15 protein-coding genes are annotated in these 17,344 nt (G+C 44.6%); 6 read left to right on the top strand and 9 right to left on the bottom strand.

The features are described from left to right. Positions 1 to 88 precede the first annotated feature (88 nt). Positions 89 to 1,114: a substrate-binding periplasmic protein gene (locus JC525_RS06915; protein ID WP_198815171.1), complete on the top strand. Its 1,026-nt coding sequence runs from the start codon at positions 89 to 91 to the stop codon at positions 1,112 to 1,114. A 74-nt stretch (positions 1,115 to 1,188) separates the two neighbouring features. Here JC525_RS06915 and JC525_RS06910 read toward each other — a convergent pair whose 3' ends face one another. Next, on the bottom strand, positions 1,189 to 3,915 hold the full coding sequence (locus tag JC525_RS06910) for an ATP-binding protein (protein ID WP_198815170.1): 2,727 nt from the start codon (positions 3,913 to 3,915) through the stop codon (positions 1,189 to 1,191). 223 nt (positions 3,916 to 4,138) lie between these two features. Between JC525_RS06910 and JC525_RS06905 the strand changes: the two genes are divergently transcribed. The 3 genes from JC525_RS06905 to JC525_RS06895 are packed head-to-tail and all read left to right on the top strand — an operon-like array spanning position 4,139 to position 7,100. Further along, entirely contained in the window at positions 4,139 to 4,696 is a 558-nt protein-coding gene (locus JC525_RS06905) for a GbsR/MarR family transcriptional regulator (protein WP_120963335.1), read from the top strand. An 11-nt stretch (positions 4,697 to 4,707) separates the two neighbouring features. Continuing rightward, positions 4,708 to 6,081, top strand: coding sequence for a cytochrome ubiquinol oxidase subunit I (locus tag JC525_RS06900; protein WP_198815169.1), 1,374 nt, complete (start codon positions 4,708 to 4,710; stop codon positions 6,079 to 6,081). Between the two features lie 11 nt (positions 6,082 to 6,092). Then, entirely contained in the window at positions 6,093 to 7,100 is a 1,008-nt protein-coding gene (locus JC525_RS06895; protein ID WP_198815168.1) for a cytochrome d ubiquinol oxidase subunit II, read from the top strand. 669 nt (positions 7,101 to 7,769) lie between these two features. On the opposite strand, the gene JC525_RS06890 is transcribed toward JC525_RS06895, so the two are convergent. The 8 genes from JC525_RS06890 to prlC all read right to left on the bottom strand — a co-directional run bounded on the left by JC525_RS06890 (position 7,770) and on the right by prlC (position 15,663). Next, on the bottom strand, positions 7,770 to 8,252 hold the full coding sequence (locus JC525_RS06890; protein WP_198815167.1) for an Lrp/AsnC family transcriptional regulator: 483 nt from the start codon (positions 8,250 to 8,252) through the stop codon (positions 7,770 to 7,772). 79 nt (positions 8,253 to 8,331) lie between these two features. Beyond that, a complete protein-coding gene (locus JC525_RS06885; RefSeq protein WP_198815166.1) occupies positions 8,332 to 8,988 on the bottom strand; it encodes a hypothetical protein in 657 nt (218 codons plus the stop codon). A 229-nt stretch (positions 8,989 to 9,217) separates the two neighbouring features. Next, positions 9,218 to 9,427 (bottom strand): transcription antiterminator/RNA stability regulator CspE, encoded by a 210-nt coding sequence (gene cspE / locus JC525_RS06880; protein WP_012519905.1) that lies wholly within the window; start codon positions 9,425 to 9,427, stop codon positions 9,218 to 9,220. A gap of 295 nt (positions 9,428 to 9,722) precedes the next feature. Then, a complete protein-coding gene (gene ubiB / locus JC525_RS06875; protein ID WP_198815165.1) occupies positions 9,723 to 11,351 on the bottom strand; it encodes a ubiquinone biosynthesis regulatory protein kinase UbiB in 1,629 nt (542 codons plus the stop codon). Between the two features lie 23 nt (positions 11,352 to 11,374). Continuing rightward, the gene (locus tag JC525_RS06870) at positions 11,375 to 12,010 is read right to left on the bottom strand and encodes a ubiquinone biosynthesis accessory factor UbiJ (protein ID WP_198815164.1); all 636 of its coding nucleotides are present in this window, start codon (positions 12,008 to 12,010) and stop codon (positions 11,375 to 11,377) included. Next, the gene (gene ubiE / locus JC525_RS06865; protein ID WP_198815163.1) at positions 12,010 to 12,807 is read right to left on the bottom strand and encodes a bifunctional demethylmenaquinone methyltransferase/2-methoxy-6-polyprenyl-1,4-benzoquinol methylase UbiE; all 798 of its coding nucleotides are present in this window, start codon (positions 12,805 to 12,807) and stop codon (positions 12,010 to 12,012) included. Before ubiE ends, JC525_RS06870 begins: the two co-directional genes overlap by 1 nt. Before the next feature lie 111 nt (positions 12,808 to 12,918). Next, on the bottom strand, positions 12,919 to 13,620 hold the full coding sequence (locus tag JC525_RS06860; protein ID WP_198815162.1) for a DNA-3-methyladenine glycosylase I: 702 nt from the start codon (positions 13,618 to 13,620) through the stop codon (positions 12,919 to 12,921). Between the two features lie 6 nt (positions 13,621 to 13,626). Then, entirely contained in the window at positions 13,627 to 15,663 is a 2,037-nt protein-coding gene (gene prlC / locus JC525_RS06855) for an oligopeptidase A (RefSeq protein WP_198815161.1), read from the bottom strand. 262 nt (positions 15,664 to 15,925) lie between these two features. Between prlC and JC525_RS06850 the strand changes: the two genes are divergently transcribed. Together JC525_RS06850 and JC525_RS06845 are read left to right on the top strand one after the other, a co-directional pair. Then, positions 15,926 to 16,486 carry a response regulator gene (locus tag JC525_RS06850; RefSeq protein ID WP_198815160.1) on the top strand — a complete coding sequence of 187 codons (561 nt, stop codon included), beginning with the start codon at positions 15,926 to 15,928 and terminating at the stop codon, positions 16,484 to 16,486. A gap of 22 nt (positions 16,487 to 16,508) precedes the next feature. Next, a complete protein-coding gene (locus JC525_RS06845) occupies positions 16,509 to 17,333 on the top strand; it encodes a phosphate/phosphite/phosphonate ABC transporter substrate-binding protein (protein ID WP_198815159.1) in 825 nt (274 codons plus the stop codon). Positions 17,334 to 17,344 lie beyond the last annotated feature (11 nt).

The following is a 17,344-nucleotide window of genomic DNA, read 5'->3' as shown; positions in this document are numbered from 1 at the left end:
TAATTCTGCAAATGGCGAGTTTATTGGAATTAAACGGCTAAGTGGATTAGAGTGTAAAGAACGCATGGTTGCAGTACGGAGTCCACTTTTGGCAAGATGTCTCGCTTTCCCGCTTTCGATTTTAACTCATCGCTCTCTATTCTTGGGCATTAGTCTTGCACTTTACTGCTGCAGTGTTTTACAGCTTCACGCAGCGGCGACCACGCTTGGCGCGTCATCCTTCGAGACTTACATAAGTGACGACGGTGAGCCTGCTCGTATTAATCGCTTACTGGAAAACGTGTTTCAAAAAGCAGGACTGGACGTAGAGCTGCGCGTTATGCGGGATGCCTTCTTAGGCAGTTCAGTTCTAACGGGTAAGTTAGATGGTGAATTTGCTTACGTAAACTTAGGCGAAGATAGTAGCCATCTGCTGTTGTCTGACGTTTATCTGCCCGCCTACTTATACGCGGTAAGTAAAGACGCAGACGTAGAGAGCGTAAAGCTATTTCCCCACCTTAAAGATAATCGCGTTGCCATTGAAAATCGCTTTGCAAACACCCCCATGTTCAGAACACTCAAAGAGATAAAATGGTCGCGAAACCCAAGTACGTTTGATGCCTTTCGTCAGCTCGCTGATGACCGTGCGCCGTTTTTGTTGACCACAGAACTGCTCGCACGTGAGCTCAATATTTTATTGGCTAATGACAATGAAGAAACGCTGCATTACTCGGCCAAACCGCTAGCACAAACTGGCTTTCAACTAGCGGTCAGAAAAGATCTCGACGGTGCAAAAACCATGATTGAACGGTTTGATGATACTGTGTCTACAATGCAGAATGATGGAGCGTTTAACGCCCCGCTTTCATTGCCTTGGTTAACGAAAGATGTTGACGGCGATGGTTCTGCTGATTTCATCGGTCATAGTGATATAACACGTTCATCTGATAGCTTGGCTACTGCTTACTCTCTCGACGGAAAGCCTACGTCGAAAAACAGTAAGTTTTATATTGATGGCAAAGCTCACGACTCGTTGGAGGATGCGCAGGCATCACTTGTACTCGATAATGCTTCTGCGCCCAGGGCGTCGCTACTCGATAAAACGACTTACCAGCGCCTGCTTCGTCGCTGGTAGTGTTTATGTGTCAGTTTCCATGCTCGATAGACTGCGCTAGTCAGAAGCCTGATCGGCGTGTATACGCCACTGTTCTAATGAACATTTACCGGCAAGTACATTTCCAAAATAGTCAGTAGTTCTTCACCATCTACCGGTTTAGAAACATAGTTATTGAAGCCTGCTTTAAGCGCTTTTACCCTATCTGACGTATAGGCATATGCCGTTAACGCGACCGCATTGAGTTTGGCTATTTCTGCAACCTCACTAGCACGAATTTTAGTGACTAGCCCCAGCCCATCCATCTCCGGCATGCCAATATCCGACAGCAATAGGTCGAATGCCTCTGGCATATCATTCAATGCTTTCCAGGCCAGCAAACCATTTTTCGCTACGTTGACACGGGCGCCATTTGATTCTAAGAATAGCTTGATGAAGTCTCTCGCATCTTGTTCATCTTCCGCGACCAATATACGCAAGCCATCGAGTCGCAGAGACGCGGTCAAATCACTAATTTCCGGGTTTTTGGTTTCGATAATATCATCGTGCAAGCTAAGCGGCGCAATGGGCAACGAAACAAAAAATGTAGTACCGGAATTTAGCCCATCACTTTCAGCGTATATTTCGCCACCATGCATTTCCACTAAACTTTTCACAATTGACAGCCCTAACCCAAGACCGTGTTTATTGTGCTCGTTTTTACCCTGGTAAAAACGTTCAAATACTCGGGCTATCTGTTCCTGTGTCATTCCCTTACCGTTGTCTTTGACACGAAATAAATAGTTAGAATGCTCTCGCTTACCGCGAACATGCACTGTGCCGCCTTTTGACGTGAACTTAAGGGCGTTGCTTAACAGGTTATTAATAACCTGCTTTATCCGTAAATTATCACCTAATATTTGGGTGTATTCGTCTTCGCAATTTATGGAGAGTTTAATATTCTTGCTTGCAAACCCAGCCTCAAAAGACTTTGCCACTTCTGAAATCGACGAGGCAATATTCAACGAATGGATACTGAGTTTCATAGTGCCTGAAATGATGCGTGATAGGTCTAGGATGTCATTTATCAATGCCGCCTGAGTTGACGCAGCACGTTTTATAACCCCCAAAGCATCAGTCATCCTATCAACATTCTTCACATCCATTAACGCCAAATCGGTCCAGCCAACGATAGAATTGAGTGGCGAGCGAAGCTCATGAGAGATACTCGCCAAGAATTGATCTTTGGCCTTATCTAATTCTTCGAGCTTACTAATTTGTTTATCTAGAGATGCTTTCAGACTTAGCGCGTAGGGAATAAATAAGTGGTCAAAACCTTCGATGATTAGCTGATCATCTTCTGTCCACTCTACTGACTCATCAGAAACGCTTTGTAAGTACATATCAAACGAGTTACGAGGCGTGAGTGATTTACCAATATCTTTTTTGGCGGCTTCTTCGCCTGCCCAGCGTATGGTTTTATCTTTAGGCTCTCTGAACCATACGGTGTAATAGCCTAACTTAGCCGACACACATGATATATACATGCCTCGAATTCCGTTTAGGTCACACTCATCAGTGACTTCATTTCCCAGCTTATTGATAGCTATAGATTCTTCCGAATTGGCAATAACCAGTTTGTCGAGTAGCCGTGATAACGTTTTTTCAGGCGGTGTTCTGCCCACTAGGTATTTATCGAACGGCGTAATAACAGCCATTCCTGATGCATTGGCTACGTCTAATAACCCAGCTTCTTTTTGAGTAATAGCTTCTAATGGATTGTGATAGCTTGTAAGCTGATGAATGATGCCGTTGAGCTTGCGCTGGCGAATTTGAAACTGCTCTTTCTTTTCGTGCAATCCTTTAGTGTGCAGTTGCCAGGCGTATAGGTGACCTAGTGACTCACATACCAACCGCTTTTTCTGATCAATATACTTGGGCTCATTATTGTGACAAGCCAGAAGGCCCCACAGCTTGCCTTCAAATACTAGGGAAACAGAAAACGATGAGCGGATACCCATATTTTTCAAATAGGTGATATGAACGGGAGAAACCGAGCGAACCATCGACATTGATAGATCAACTTCAGGCCTGCCCGACTCTTTTACAGAAGGTTGTAAGCCAATCGGCTTCTCTTCTACATCAAACACACAGCGTACTCTATTTTTTAAATACAACTCACGTGCTTGGCTCGGTATATCAGATGCAGGGAACTTTAACCCTTTGAAAGACCGCGAAGAAGCGGCCGTTGCTTCCCCGATGACTTCTCCGCAATAATCTTTATCAAATTGATAAACCATGACGGAACTGAAACCAATATATTTTTTAAATACCTGAGCAATAGCGTCTGCAACATCGTTGATTGACTTACAGCCATCAACGTCAGGTAACAAAGTACGTAAATCTACGTCCATAGGCACCCATTGCTGAGCAGCTTCATAGCTTAGCTGAGGTGTTGGCTCTAATTCGATGACAAGCAAGCCATTTGAGTCAAACACTACCCCACTACCTTCTTTTTCCCAACTATCAAGCCAAAGGGCATTTTTGGCAAATTTCCACTGATATGCGCGGCGAGTATTTCCGCCTTTTACGGTTTCGTAGATGGTTTGGAAAGTTGGCGCTTCCTGAGAAGGGATATCAATGAGTTCGGTAATGAGAGTGTGATTGGGAGTGATCTCAACCTTAAACAAGTCATTGATATTTTCGCTGACCACTTGGATTTTTTTTGATTCGGGGTCTATCGCTATAACGTATCCAAAGCTTTGAACACTTTCGATTAAGTGAATGGCTTCATCTTCACAATTTTGAAGCTGCGCTGTCTTTATATCTGTAATGTGTTCCATTGCCTTGGCCGAGAAATTGGGAAAGCGAACTTTCGTAGTGGATAAATAATCAGTACAACGATAACAATTTACACACTAAAGGTCATGTTATATCGCTCCCCCCTCCTAATTAATTTTCATTAAATATTCCATTAAAAATCACTCACAAACCCAAATTAATCTTGTGTTTTTTGATTTAGAACAATAAACTTTCAGTAATTTCTGAAACTTCTGGAATATTAAAATGAAAATGACGCCGCTAATTACTTCTGCAGTTATGCATTTTGGGGAAATGGGAAGTCGCTGGGGGTTCAACAGAACCGTGGGGCAAATTCTTGCGTTGATCGTGTTGAATGAGGAGCCCATTTCAGCGCAGGAAATTGCTGACGCCCTCAATATTTCCAGAGGCAATACCAGTATGGGTTTAAAAGAACTCCAATCTTGGCGCTTAGTAAAACAACACTTAGTACCAGGCGAAAGAAAAGAGTTCTTTATTCCAGCGGGTGATATCTGGACACTTGCTAATCGGGTCTTTGAAGAGCGTAGGAAGCGCGAAATAGACCCCACCATGAGCTTGCTGCGGGACCTTTTGCTCGACGCGCCTGCCAATGAAAAAGAAGCAAACGCTCAACACAAACTGAACGAAATTCACGATTTACTCGAATCAATTACGGCATGGTCACAAGAACTTCAAAATCTTGGACCTGAAAAGCTTAACACTTTAATGAAGTTGGGTTCTGGCGTAGGTCGTATGCTTGAGCTTAAGGATAAGCTACTTCCGGGAAAAAACAGCGTTAACTAAGGGGGCCTTCTGTGGATGCATTCTTTCTGTCTCGTTTACAATTTGCGCTAAATATTAGCTTTCATATCTTGTTTCCAACTATCACCATGGCAATGGGATGGTTTTTATTTTATTTCAAACTGCGTTCAAACACTTCAGGGCATCCTGTATGGATGCGCATGTACCGTTTTTGGGTACGTGTTTTTGCACTTAGCTTTGCACTTGGTGTGGTAAGCGGTGTGACTATGTCGTTCCAGTTCGGCACCAATTGGCCTGGGTTTATGGAAAAAGTAGGCAACGTCGCTGGACCGTTATTAGGTTACGAGGTGCTTACTGCCTTTTTCCTAGAAGCCACTTTCTTGGGAATCATGCTATTTGGGATACGCCGTGTTCCCAACTGGCTGCATACGGCTTCTACTCTCATCGTTGCGCTTGGCACTACAACCTCTGCTTTCTGGATATTGGCGCTCAATAGCTGGATGCAAACGCCGCAGGGTTTCGAAGTGGTCGACGGTGTGGTGTATGCCACTAACTGGAAGGAAATTATTTTTAACCCTTCTTTCCCCTACCGCTTTGTACATATGATGCTAGCATCGGGGTTGACTGCAAGCTTCTTAATCGCAGGCTTGTCTGCCTATCGCATGCTTAAAGGCGACGATAAATTAGCACCCAAGCTCGCCCTCAAAACAGCCACTTATACTGCTGCTGTTTTAATACCGCTGCAGATATTCGCTGGCGACATGCACGGTTTAAATACCCTAGAACACCAGCCGCAAAAAGTAGCGGCAATGGAGGGCCTTTGGGAAACCACCGAAGGTGCACCTTTGTTACTTTTCGCCATACCTGATGAGGAAAGTAAAGAAAACCATTTTGAAATTCCTATCCCTTACGGCGCAAGCTTAATACTTACCCATGAACTTAAAGGCGAAATTAAAGGGCTAAATGAATTCGAAGGAGAACATCCTCCCGTTGCACCGGTATTTTACGGCTTTAGGGTAATGGTAGGTATGGGAATGCTGATGCTCGCGGTTTCATGGATAGGCAGCCTGTACCTACTACGTAAAAAAGATTTCCCGTTATGGCTTAAACGAACTTTTGCGGGTATGGCATTTAGCGGTTGGATAGCTACCCTTGCAGGCTGGTATGTAACCGAAATCGGAAGACAGCCTTATTTGGTGAGTGGCGTGCTGAAAACCGCTGACGCAGTAACGCAGCTTCCCCCAGGAAACATAGCACTCTCGTTTACCCTGTATTTAGTTATTTATACGGTGCTATTGATAGCATACATGGGAACATTGATGCTTATGTGCAGAAGAGCCGTTGAAATAGAAGAGATCACAACAGAGGAACGGGAAGTTGCAAAAGCTAAAATGCAGCTCAGCGATCCCGATCCAAGCACGGTTTAAGGAGAGCAAACATGTTTGAGAATGTATCAGCAGAAATGCTCGGCAATATCTATGTAGGGCTACTTGGCTTATCGGTTTTACTTTATGCCATTCTTGATGGCTACGACTTGGGTGTGGGTGTATTGATTCCACCAAGAACAGAAGCCTTTCGCGACGACATGATTGCTTCTATTGGGCCCTACTGGGATGCAAATGAAACTTGGTTGGTTCTGGCAATCGGGCTGCTGCTTATTGCTTTTCCAGAGGCACACAGTGAAGTGTTACAAACCTTGTACTTACCAGCGACATTTATGCTGTTAGGGCTAATACTTCGCGGGGTAGCTTTCGACTTCAGAGCCAAAGTTGTGCAAGTTCAAAAGCGCAAATGGGACTTGGTGTTCAAGTACGGTTCGTTGCTTACCACATTGGCGCAAGGGTATATGTTAGGCATTTACGTAACGGGGCTTCGCACTGACTTATGGGCGCAAGGTTTTGCACTACTTTCTGCTTTTGGTGTCACCGCTGCCTACGCATTTATTGGCTCGTGCTGGCTAATATTAAAAACTGAAGGTGAGCTTCAGCAGAAAGCGTATTACTGGGCGCGCAGAGGTTTAGGGGTACTAGCTGTTGGGATTGTCGCGGTAAGTATCGCTAACCTAACCTTACACGATGACGTGCGAGACCTATGGTTGTCTGCCCCTTGGGGTTATGTGCTTTTCGCGATCCCAGTAGCGTGTTTCGCGCTTCTAGCACTTTGTGGTGTGTTGCTTAAGAAACTGCCCGACGCGCGAGGTAAAGGCGAATGGCTTCCGTTCTTTATTGCCCTACTCGTATTCTTGCTTTGCTTCGCCGCATTCGGCATAAGCTACTATCCGTTTATTATTCCTGGACAGATGACGGTGATGGATGCACTCAGTGACGCAAGCTCTCTACGCTTTTTGCTTGTGGGCGTGGTCATTGTTGTACCTATTATTCTGGCTTACACGGCCATGGTGTATAAGATTTTTTCGGGTAAATCAGAAAAGCTTTCTTACTACTGAAGCCCGTGTGCTTATTAGTAACACAACTCCTTGTTAGTTTTATAAGTTAAAGCAATAGTGGGCATCACCTAAAACAGTGGTGTTCACTTTCTTTCCAGCTGTATTATCGACCAAACCTTTTATAGCCTCTCTTCACGTGTTTTCATTTATTGTCCTCAAATATTTTAGCTAAAAGCGTAAAAGCTGATCCTTTTCTTCAACTAAAGTATAAAAATAAGTGGTAACTGTTTGATTTATTGAAATCTGCGTAAAGAGACCGCTCTGCATTATCCAGGGGTCCTTTCACGAAGATAAGTATTGACATCAAACTGTAACATTACTATATTTTATTTGGGGTAATTTTTAATAGAAGGAGCCAAATTATGGAAAATGTATTCCATTCAATCTCACGGTTCTTCAAGCGCGCGCACCCCTACCCGGTAGCTCATTACATCGGCAGAAAGAATGCGCAGCGTATCTTAGGATGTAAAATCAAAAAGAAATCCAAGATATTCGCCGAACAGCACGTTGAAGACCAAAATCATTAATGCATAGGGGGCCCGTTAAACCGGCCCCTTTTTTTTATCTACTAAAACTATAACGGAAGCACTTATTACTCTGGGTTTCGTGCATCTATCTATGCTTTAATTTTGCCTTTGCCTATTACCGTTTATTAGCAATCTCCATCGGCTATAGATGATTCAGCGGCACTGCCGTCGTGTATTTTATCTGTTCCATCGCGAAGCTCGATGTGACATCTGAGAACTCGATGCCGTTAACAAGCCGCTTGTAAAAATGATCGAAGCAATCCATGTCCGTAACCAGTACTTTAAGTAAGTAATCGTACTCCCCGGACATCCTGTAGCACTCGACCACTTCATCGAAAGAAGCTGCGTGCTTAGCAAACGAAGCAAGCCATTTTCCATCGTGCCGACCTGCCTTCACTTGCACAAAAACAGTCATGGTAAGGCCAAGCTGCCTTGCTTGTAACAAGGCAACACGCTTTGAAATAATTCCCTTTTCTTCAAGCTTCTGAATGCGGCGCCAGCAAGGCGTTACTGTTAGTCCTACTTGATCTGCAATTTCTGCAACGGGCGTCTCTGCATCATTTTGAACTAACCCTAAAATGGCTTTATCGATACCGTCGATACTTGTGCTTTTGTCATTACGCATAAAGATAAGTTGCTCTTATGATGAGGATTAACTTAGCCACCACGTTAACTGGCTTCGTATAGTTCGCTTTTTAAATACACTACAACCACCATGGCTGAGCGAAATCCACGTTTTCCGGTGCGATTTCATATTGAAATGGAGGAGTAAAAACATCCCAAAATGCCTCTTTTAGCGCTTCATCGACTATCTGTAATTGATTATTTTGACGATAGCGAGTGAGCAAGGCCTTATATGCATCAATTGGCATTTGCGGGTTAGACTGACGAAATACAACCCGCCCACCAAACTCTTCGAACAGGGCCTTTTCAGTTTGGTATTGCATAACCTGCTTTCGCGCTATTTCTTCAATAGGCTTACTACTTTTTTGCTCAGATACCTGGCTGGCAAACTTTTCCGTAAATTTAGTGACGAGAGTTTGGTTAAGCTCAATTACCTTTTTTGACGCGTAGTCTTCTAAAACTAATTCATAAATTTTGGTAGAAGCATTTACACGAACAACATAATCAAGCATGTCTTCATAATCTTCCTTAGCCTGCTCTTTTATTTCTTTTTGCTCTTTTTCATTAGGCATCGCATCGGTGCGGGTAACGTTTTGACCTAAAACGACAGCTAGTATATTCCCATCACTGTGCTGCACAGGCTCAGGTTGGGACTGCGGTTCCGCGTTAGCAGACTGCGCGGTAAAGACGAAAAGTGAAATTAACAGTGAAACTCGTAAGAAAACGATAATTCCCATTGTGCTCTCCGTGAAAAGTAACTTTGAGGAAGTTAGCTAATACGGTGAGTAAAGCATTAAAGCCTATCGAGACGCAAATTTTGGTAGCAGTGTTTCTATATTATAAAAGTGAGGGGCGATGAATTACGTGATTATTAATCTTGAAAATATATAGATCGGGGATAATGAGGTTTTTTCAGCATGTTGCTGAAAGAAAAACGGCGGTCTGATGACCGCCGTTTTTGAATTCTTAGATAGCTTGCACGTTAGCAGCTTGAAGACCTTTTTGACCTTCTTCAACTTCAAATTCTACTCGCTGACCTTCTGGAAGCGTTTTGTAACCGTCAGAGATAATTGCACGGAAATGAACGAATACGTCCTTGCCGCCATTATCTTGTGTTAGAAAACCGTAACCTTTATCAGCGTTGAACCACTTAACTGTGCCTGTAACTTTAGACATGTCGTATAGACCTCAAATATCATATTAAATTGCGCATAAGCGCGTGTAACTTAGTTTCTTTAAAGTCTTTAAATTGGCGGAGTATTGGGTCTTACTTACGAATGGACAAACAACTTACAACAAATTACAGGGTAACTCGAGCGGTTTTAACATATAGCAAATAATACAAAATCGCGTCTATTTAAAGACATTGGCTAAGAGCCAAGACCACTATAACACTCTTCGGGACGATTACTATACAAATTAATCACTAAACAACGGATTTCATAAATATTTCACCCCAACGTAACAATAACTAGAGCCCTTTGCGCCAAGCTAAGAACCAGCAAACTGCGCCTATCAAGCTAGTAAATGCAGGGAAATACCATGATAAACCGTAAGTCGGCAGAATAACTGTTGTTAGCATAAAGGTCGCGCCCACCACGCTTAGATGAGTGGTCTGAGTTGTCTTTTTCTGCTCTTGAAGGAGCGCCAAATGCGCTCTTTGTTGCTGTAAGGGCAAGCGCTTCATCTGCTGCAAACTGTCATAAAGCAGGTCAGGCATTTCGGGCAGTTTTTCTGACCAAAACGGCAAATTATCTTTTACTTTACCCATCATCGCTGTGAAGCCAATTTGCTCTTTCATCCAGTTTTCGAGAAACGGCTTCGCGGTTTTCCATAAATCGAGCTGAGGATAAAGCTGTCGACCCAGCCCTTCGATATAGAGCAAGGTTTTTTGCAGCAGTACAAGCTGGGGTTGCACAACCATGTTGAAACGGCGCGCGGTATTGAATAGCTGTAACAATACGTTGCCGAAAGAAATTTCAGCCAAGGGCTTTTGAAAGATAGGCTCGCATACTGTGCGAATGGCCATTTCAAATTCATCGATGTTGGTATCTTGCGGCACCCAGCCTGAATCAGCATGAAGCTGCGCGACCTTGCGGTAGTCGCGATTGAAGAACGCGATAAAGTTTTCGGCCAAGTACCGTTTATCTTCGCGATTAAGGGTGCCCACAATGCCAAAATCGATAGCAATGTATTTGGGGTTTTCAGGGTGTTCCGTAGATACGAATATGTTGCCCGGATGCATGTCAGCATGGAAAAAACTGTCGCGAAAAACTTGCGTGAAAAATACTTCTACGCCCCGTTCTGCCAATTTTTTCATGTTGGTATTTTGTGTGAGCAGGGCGTCGATATTTGAAATAGGCAGGCCGTAAATACGTTCCATGACAAGCACGTTACTGCGGCAGTAGTCGCTGTAAATTTTCGGTACATATAGCGCATCGGAACCTTCGAAATTGCGCCCTAGCTGAATACCATTTGCTGATTCTCGCAACAAATCGAGTTCATCAACAATGGTTTTGCGGTATTCCACCACCACTTCTACTGAGCGTAACCGTTTACCGTCGGGGAGCCAACGCTGCAGTACACTAGCCAAGCTAAACAATAGCTCCATATCGGCTACTATGGTATCGCGTATATCTGGTCGCAGTACTTTGACCACAACGTCTTCATTATTGTGCTTGAGTTTAGCCGCATGAACTTGAGCGATAGAGGCGGACGCTAACGGTTTTGTTTCAAACTCGCTAAACAATTCGCTTAAATCGGAAAGTCCCAATGCCTGCTTGACAATGTCTTGTGCCGCATCTGATGAAAACGGCGGCACTTTATCTTGTAAGCGTGCGAGTTCGTTTGCGATGGCAGGAGGAAGTAGGTCACGGCGGGTAGACATCATTTGACCGAATTTGATAAACACCGGTCCAAGGTTTTGAAGAGCAAGGGTGATACGCTCTCCGGCAGATTTACCTTTATGCTTATTTCTCACCCAAAAAATAGTATGGCGCATTGCTCGCGCGTACCAGGGCAACCACTTTGCTGGAATTAACTCGTCTAAACCGTGTTCCAACAGTACCTTGTTAATTCGGTAAAACCTAACAATACGCATTTATGAGCCTGTTTCTATGAATCTTACTTTAACTTTTCTTCTAAGTGACGTAGCCGCGCATCTGCACTTTCTGTTCTATCACGAAGCACATTTACTTCATCGCTAAAATGCATAACTGCAAGCTTGTGAGCAGCAAGCTGCTTTTCCTCTACTACGGCGTTGCCTAACACCTGCCCTATGGATGCCAGTGCTCTCATTGTTTTTTCATGCACTGCAGTTACTGTTTTCACAGTTTGATGGGCAACCACGTCATTGGTTTTCTGTGCCAGTATCTCTTCAACATCAACATCGAGCTGTTGAAAAAGCGCGCTAACGTGTTGAGCTACCTTTAACTCGCCCTCTAATACCAACGCTTTTTGCTGTATGAGTCGAGTAAGCTGACTGGTTTCTTTGAGTTCGGGCAATGTTTGGAGTGATGTTTTAATGCAACAATCTTTTGGCCCTAAAGACGCCACTGCTTCCTCGAAAGTTCCTTGCTCAGTGAGCACGTCGATACGATCAGAAAATGACAGCGTTATGCCGTAGGGAAGCGGCGATACAAATGCGGTAAGCCTAGCATCACGAAGGGGCTTTAACCTCGTCTCGCTATCTTCATCTAAAGACAAGATCTTATTGATTAGCGATTCAGCAGCAGCGGCCACAAGCGCGGATGTAGGCATTAAAATTTATACCCTCTATGTAGCGCAACAATCCCACCGGTGAGGTTTTGATAATCGCACTGCTCAAAACCGGCTTGCTCGAACATACCTTTGAGCGTTTCTTGATCAGGGTGCATACGGATACTTTCCGCTAAGTATTGGTAGCTTTCTGCATCGTTTGCCACTAGCTGCCCCATTTTAGGCAGAATATGGAACGAGTACATGTCATAAAGTTTGCTCAACTGCTCGGTAGTTGGCTTTGAAAATTCAAGAACTAATAACCGACCGCCCGGCTTAAGTACACGATAGATTGAATTAAGCGCATTTTGCTTTTCTGTTACGTTGCGCAAACCAAATGCCATCGTTACCACGTCGAAGTGATTGTCGGGAAACGGCAGTGCTTCAGCATCTGCCTGAACATAATCGATATTGCTAACCAAGCCGCGGTCGCGCAGTTTGTCGCGCCCTACTTTCAGCATCGACAGGTTGATATCGGCAAGGGTGACACGCCCCGTCGGGCCTACCAGGCGAGAGAACTTTGCAGTAAGGTCGCCGGTACCGCCTGCAATGTCTAATACCTTGTTGCCTGCACGCACACCACTACAATCAATAGTGAAGCGTTTCCACAAGCGGTGAACTCCCATCGACATAAGGTCGTTCATGACGTCGTACTTCGCCGCTACCGAGTCAAAAACATTAGCGACCAATGATGCTTTTTGGCCTTTATCAACCTGCTTAAAACCGAAGTGTGTTGTTTGCTCGGTTGCATTGTCGTTGGCTGAGTCTACGTACGTGGCGGGAGTCTGATTGTCGCTCATGACAGTCCTGTTGTTTAAATATTTTTCTTAATGCTGAAGTGTATAGGATTGTGTTGCTAAGCAAAAGCTTTATGCCCGAGTTGTGCGCTAAGCTGAATGCGCCCTTCTCCTCTAAACTGGCCTGTTGTTGGTACCCCAACTAAACGCCACAATAATGCTAATTTCTTGAAGGGAGCGTCCGCTTTCTCGATGCCACTGTGCGAAGGCTGCGTTCGCCGCAGATAACGACCTCTTCGACGTCAATCCGCCGTCAATAATATCGTGTTTTCTCAAGTAATCCTCGACATCGCGAGAAAACAAGAAAGTATCAACACCTAACGCCCGAAGCATGTAGGGACCTGTATTTCCTCCTAGCCGCGCGCCGCGTTTTTTCAAGAACTCCCACAAATCTGTGATACGTTCCTTCTCGAAGCTTGCCACAAATTTACCAAAGCTGCCGTATTCGAGGGCGACATCTTTAATCATCATGGCATTATCGCGAACGGTTGTGACCTTTTTGTAATTTCTCACAATGCGTTTGTCAGCAGCTTTTTGCTCTAGCATTTCATCGGGCATCAACAACACTTTATCCACGTCAAAACCAAAAAATACGGTTTCAAAGTCGGGCCACTTCTGCTCGATTACACGCCAAACAAAGCCAGACTTGAAAACTTGCTTGGTCATAGCTGCCAAAAAGCGGTCATCTGGTATTTTTTCAACGTTGGCCTTAGGAAGAGGCGCTCGAAGCATCGCTTCAAGCACCCTTTCACCGCCTTTGCGTTCGCACGCACGGCGGTAGATAGTTTGAAAAGACTCTGCCTGAGACTCTGCCATAGCCGTTTAGCCCTTGATACCACTATGGCGAAGCAGCGCATCGACCTTAGGCTCACGCCCTCTAAAAGCAACAAACAAGTCCATCGGAGGCTTACTGCCGCCCATTTCTAGTATATTTTCTAAGAACGCCTTGCCTGTATCACGGTTAAAGATGCCGTCTTCCTCAAACTTGCTATAAGCGTCTGCAGAGAGCACCTCAGCCCATTTGTAACTGTAGTAACCCGCAGCGTAACCACCCGCGAAGATATGGCCAAAACTATTCTGGAAGCGGTTAAATGAAGGTGGGATAACAACAGCAACTTCTTCACGAACTTTGTCTAGTGTGGCTTGAACGTCTACTTCACTGCCTTTTTCGCTGTGTAATAGGAAGTCGAATAAACTAAATTCAAGCTGTCGCACCATCTGCATTGCAGATTGATAGTCTCTTGCCGCCAGCATGCGCTCTAACAAATCAGCGGGTAAAGGCTCACCGGTTTCGTAATGCCCTGAGATAAAGTTGAGCGCATCCTCTTCCCAGCACCAGTTTTCCAAAAACTGGCTAGGTAACTCTACCGCATCCCATGGAACACCATTGATACCAGAAACCCCCGCAACACGCATTTTAGTAAGCATGTGATGGATACCGTGGCCAAATTCATGGAACATGGTCACCACTTCATCGTGAGTGAAAAGCGCCGGCTTATCTCCCACTGGTGCATTGAAGTTACAAGTGAGATAAGCAACAGGAAGCTGTAGTTCACCATCTACCTTCTCACGGCGTACGCGACACTCGTCCATCCAAGCACCGCCGCGCTTTTTGGCTCGAGCATATAAGTCTAAATAAAAACTACCGCGCATTACGTCCGCATCGTCTGTAATGGTGAAGTAGCGAACGTCTTTGTGCCAAGTATCAATACCAGGCTGTTCTATGATTTTTAGGCCGTAAAGACGATGCACTACTTCAAACAAACCTGATAAGACTTTGTCTTCGGGAAAGTAAGGGCGCAACATTTCATCCGAAATAGTGTATTTTTCCTGCTTCAGTTTTTCGCTGTAATAAGGTAAGTCCCACGCGGCTAAGTCTGTCACTCCATGTTTCTCACTAGCGTACGTTTTTACGTCTTCTAGCTCGCGCTCGGCCTGAGGTTTAGACTTCGCGGCCAAATCGCGCAAGAACCCAATAACCTGATCGGTCGAGTCTGCCATTTTAGTCGCAAGGGAGCGTTCCGCGTAGCTATTAAAACCCAGTAGTTCAGCGAGTTCGGTGCGAAGCATCAGGGTTTCTTTAATGATATCGGTATTATCCCATTTGCCTGCGTTCGGGCCTTGCTCTGACGCTTTAGTAGAATAAGCGCGATACATTTCTTCGCGCAGTTCACGATTGTCTGCATAGAGCATAACGGGAAGATAAGAAGGTATATCTAAGGTAAATAGCCAACCCTGAAGATCTTTCTGATGCGCGGCTTGAGCCGCGGCTTCTAGCGCTGATTCCGGCATACCGGCAAGCTCGGCTTCATCGGTTACGTGCTTAGTCCACCCCATAGTGGCATCCATCACGTTATTCGAAAATGTCGACGATAGCTCACTAAGCTTTGCCTGAATATCCGCAAAACGTTTCTTTTTATCTTCTGGAAGCGCGACACCAGAAAGCGTGAAATCGCGAACGGCATTTTCAATAACTTTCTGCTGCTCTTCGGTCAGCGTGTCAAATTCTTCCGATGCTTTGAGCTCAGAGTAAGCATTGTACAATCCCTCATGCTGACCAACCCACGTGCCGTATTCGGATAATAATGGTAAACAGGCATCGTGAGCTTCGCGAAGTGCATCGCTACTCACCACACTATTCATATGCGAGACGGGTGAGAACATTTTGCTTAAACGGTCGTCTACTTCCTCTAATCGCAACACGAGATTTTTATAAGAGTAATCTTTCGATGCTACAACTTCTTCTATCTCACTTTTACATGCTTGGATTGCTTTTTCGATTGCAGGCTTGATTGATTCAGGTTCAATAGCAGAAAAAATAGGTAGGCCGTCGACCATCTCAATTGCAGGGGTTGTCATAATCTCTTCACTCTTAACACTTTAATAAAATAATGATGGGGCTTCATGGAGTAAAAGCAAGCCATTGTTTAGCCTGATGTTGATCTACTTTGCTTCTACTTCTATTGTTAAGGTAAGGATCAGGCCTTTGCTTTTCACATTAGGATTGTATGCTAGCAGACAGGGCCTCTGTCGCAATTGTCACATATCATCCTTTTGTCTACTTTGTCTCACCCTACTTCTCATACTATAATTTCGATTAATAAAACAACAAGGCAAAGATATGAAAACGTTGACGTCAGGTGAGATAGCGTCCTACTGCGATGTGAATCTCCGTACCGTTATCCGGTGGATAGAAAGCGGCAAGCTCAAAGGTTTCAAGCTTCCTGGACGCGGTAATAATCGCGTACTAGTTGAAGACTTTGTAGAGTTTTTGGAGCGTCATGAAATGCCTATTCCAGATGCCTTGAAAGGAATAGCGTCGTCGTCAATTCTTATCGTTGACGACGAAATGCCAGTAGCTAAATCCATTCAGCGTGTCGCCAGACGTGCGGGTTTTGACTCCCATATTGCAACAGGGGGTTTCCAGGCGGGCATAATGCTAAGTCAGTACGAACCCAAAGTTATGACGCTTGATTTGAGTATGCCCGGCATGGATGGTTACAGCGTAATCGAATTTACGCGAGACCAGAGTAAGTTCAGGGATTTAAAAATAGTTGTTATCTCCGCTCTAGATGATTCCAGTCTTGAGCGTGCGCTAGATATCGGTGCAGATGCAACGCTTCAAAAGCCGTTTTCTAATCATGATTTAACTGTTGTGTTAGAACAGTTTATGTCGATTTAATTGTTACCTACATGGAATGAGTATGGGTTTGGTTTTACGATGCGCGATTTTAAAAGTCTGCCTAATTTTTAGCGGTTTCTGTCTAGGTGCAGACCCTATCACTTTTGGCGTTGTGCCTCAGCAATCAGCCAAAAAAATGGCTGAGAAGTGGCAGCCCTTAATTGATTACGTCAGCGATTTTACCGGGCTTGATATTCAATTTAAGACAGCCAAAGACATTCCCACATTTGAGTCTGACTTAGCGTTGGGAAAGTATGATGTGGCTTACATGAACCCCTACCATTTTGTGGTTTTCAACGAATCGGCGGGCTACCGCTCGCTTGCGCATCAGCGAGACACAAAAATACGTGGCTTGATTGTCGTTCACAAAGATAGTTCAATTAAAACAATCGATGATTTAGCTGGTTCTGAAATTGCATTCCCGGCCCCCGCAGCCTTCGCTGCCTCCATTATTACGAGCGCACATCTTCGCAATAGCAACATACCTTTTATCCCCCGCTACGTGAACTCACACGACTCCGTTTACCTGGCTGTGCAACGCGACTTCTTCAACGCAGGTGGCGGAATCTTGCGTACTCTTGATACATTGCCAGAGAATGTAAGAAAGGACTTACGTATCCTCTGGACCAGCGAAGGTTACACGCCTCACCCTATCGCAACCCATCCAAATATGGCAGAAGCCGATAGACAAGCTATTCTTAATGCGTTGATAGCAGTATCTAACGACACAAGTAAATCATGGCTCTTGAAGAATATTGGGCTAAGTGGTTTTACCGCGTCAGACGATAAGGATTGGGACGATGTAAGGACCCTTGGAATTGCATCGCTTTCTAGACCTCACCTATGAGTAGACTGAGC

Source organism: Alteromonas sp. IB21 (genome assembly GCF_016405965.1).
Taxonomy (GTDB): domain Bacteria; phylum Pseudomonadota; class Gammaproteobacteria; order Enterobacterales; family Alteromonadaceae; genus Alteromonas.
Note: the sequence above shows the minus strand (reverse complement) of the source record. Positions and strands in the feature narration are given on the sequence as shown.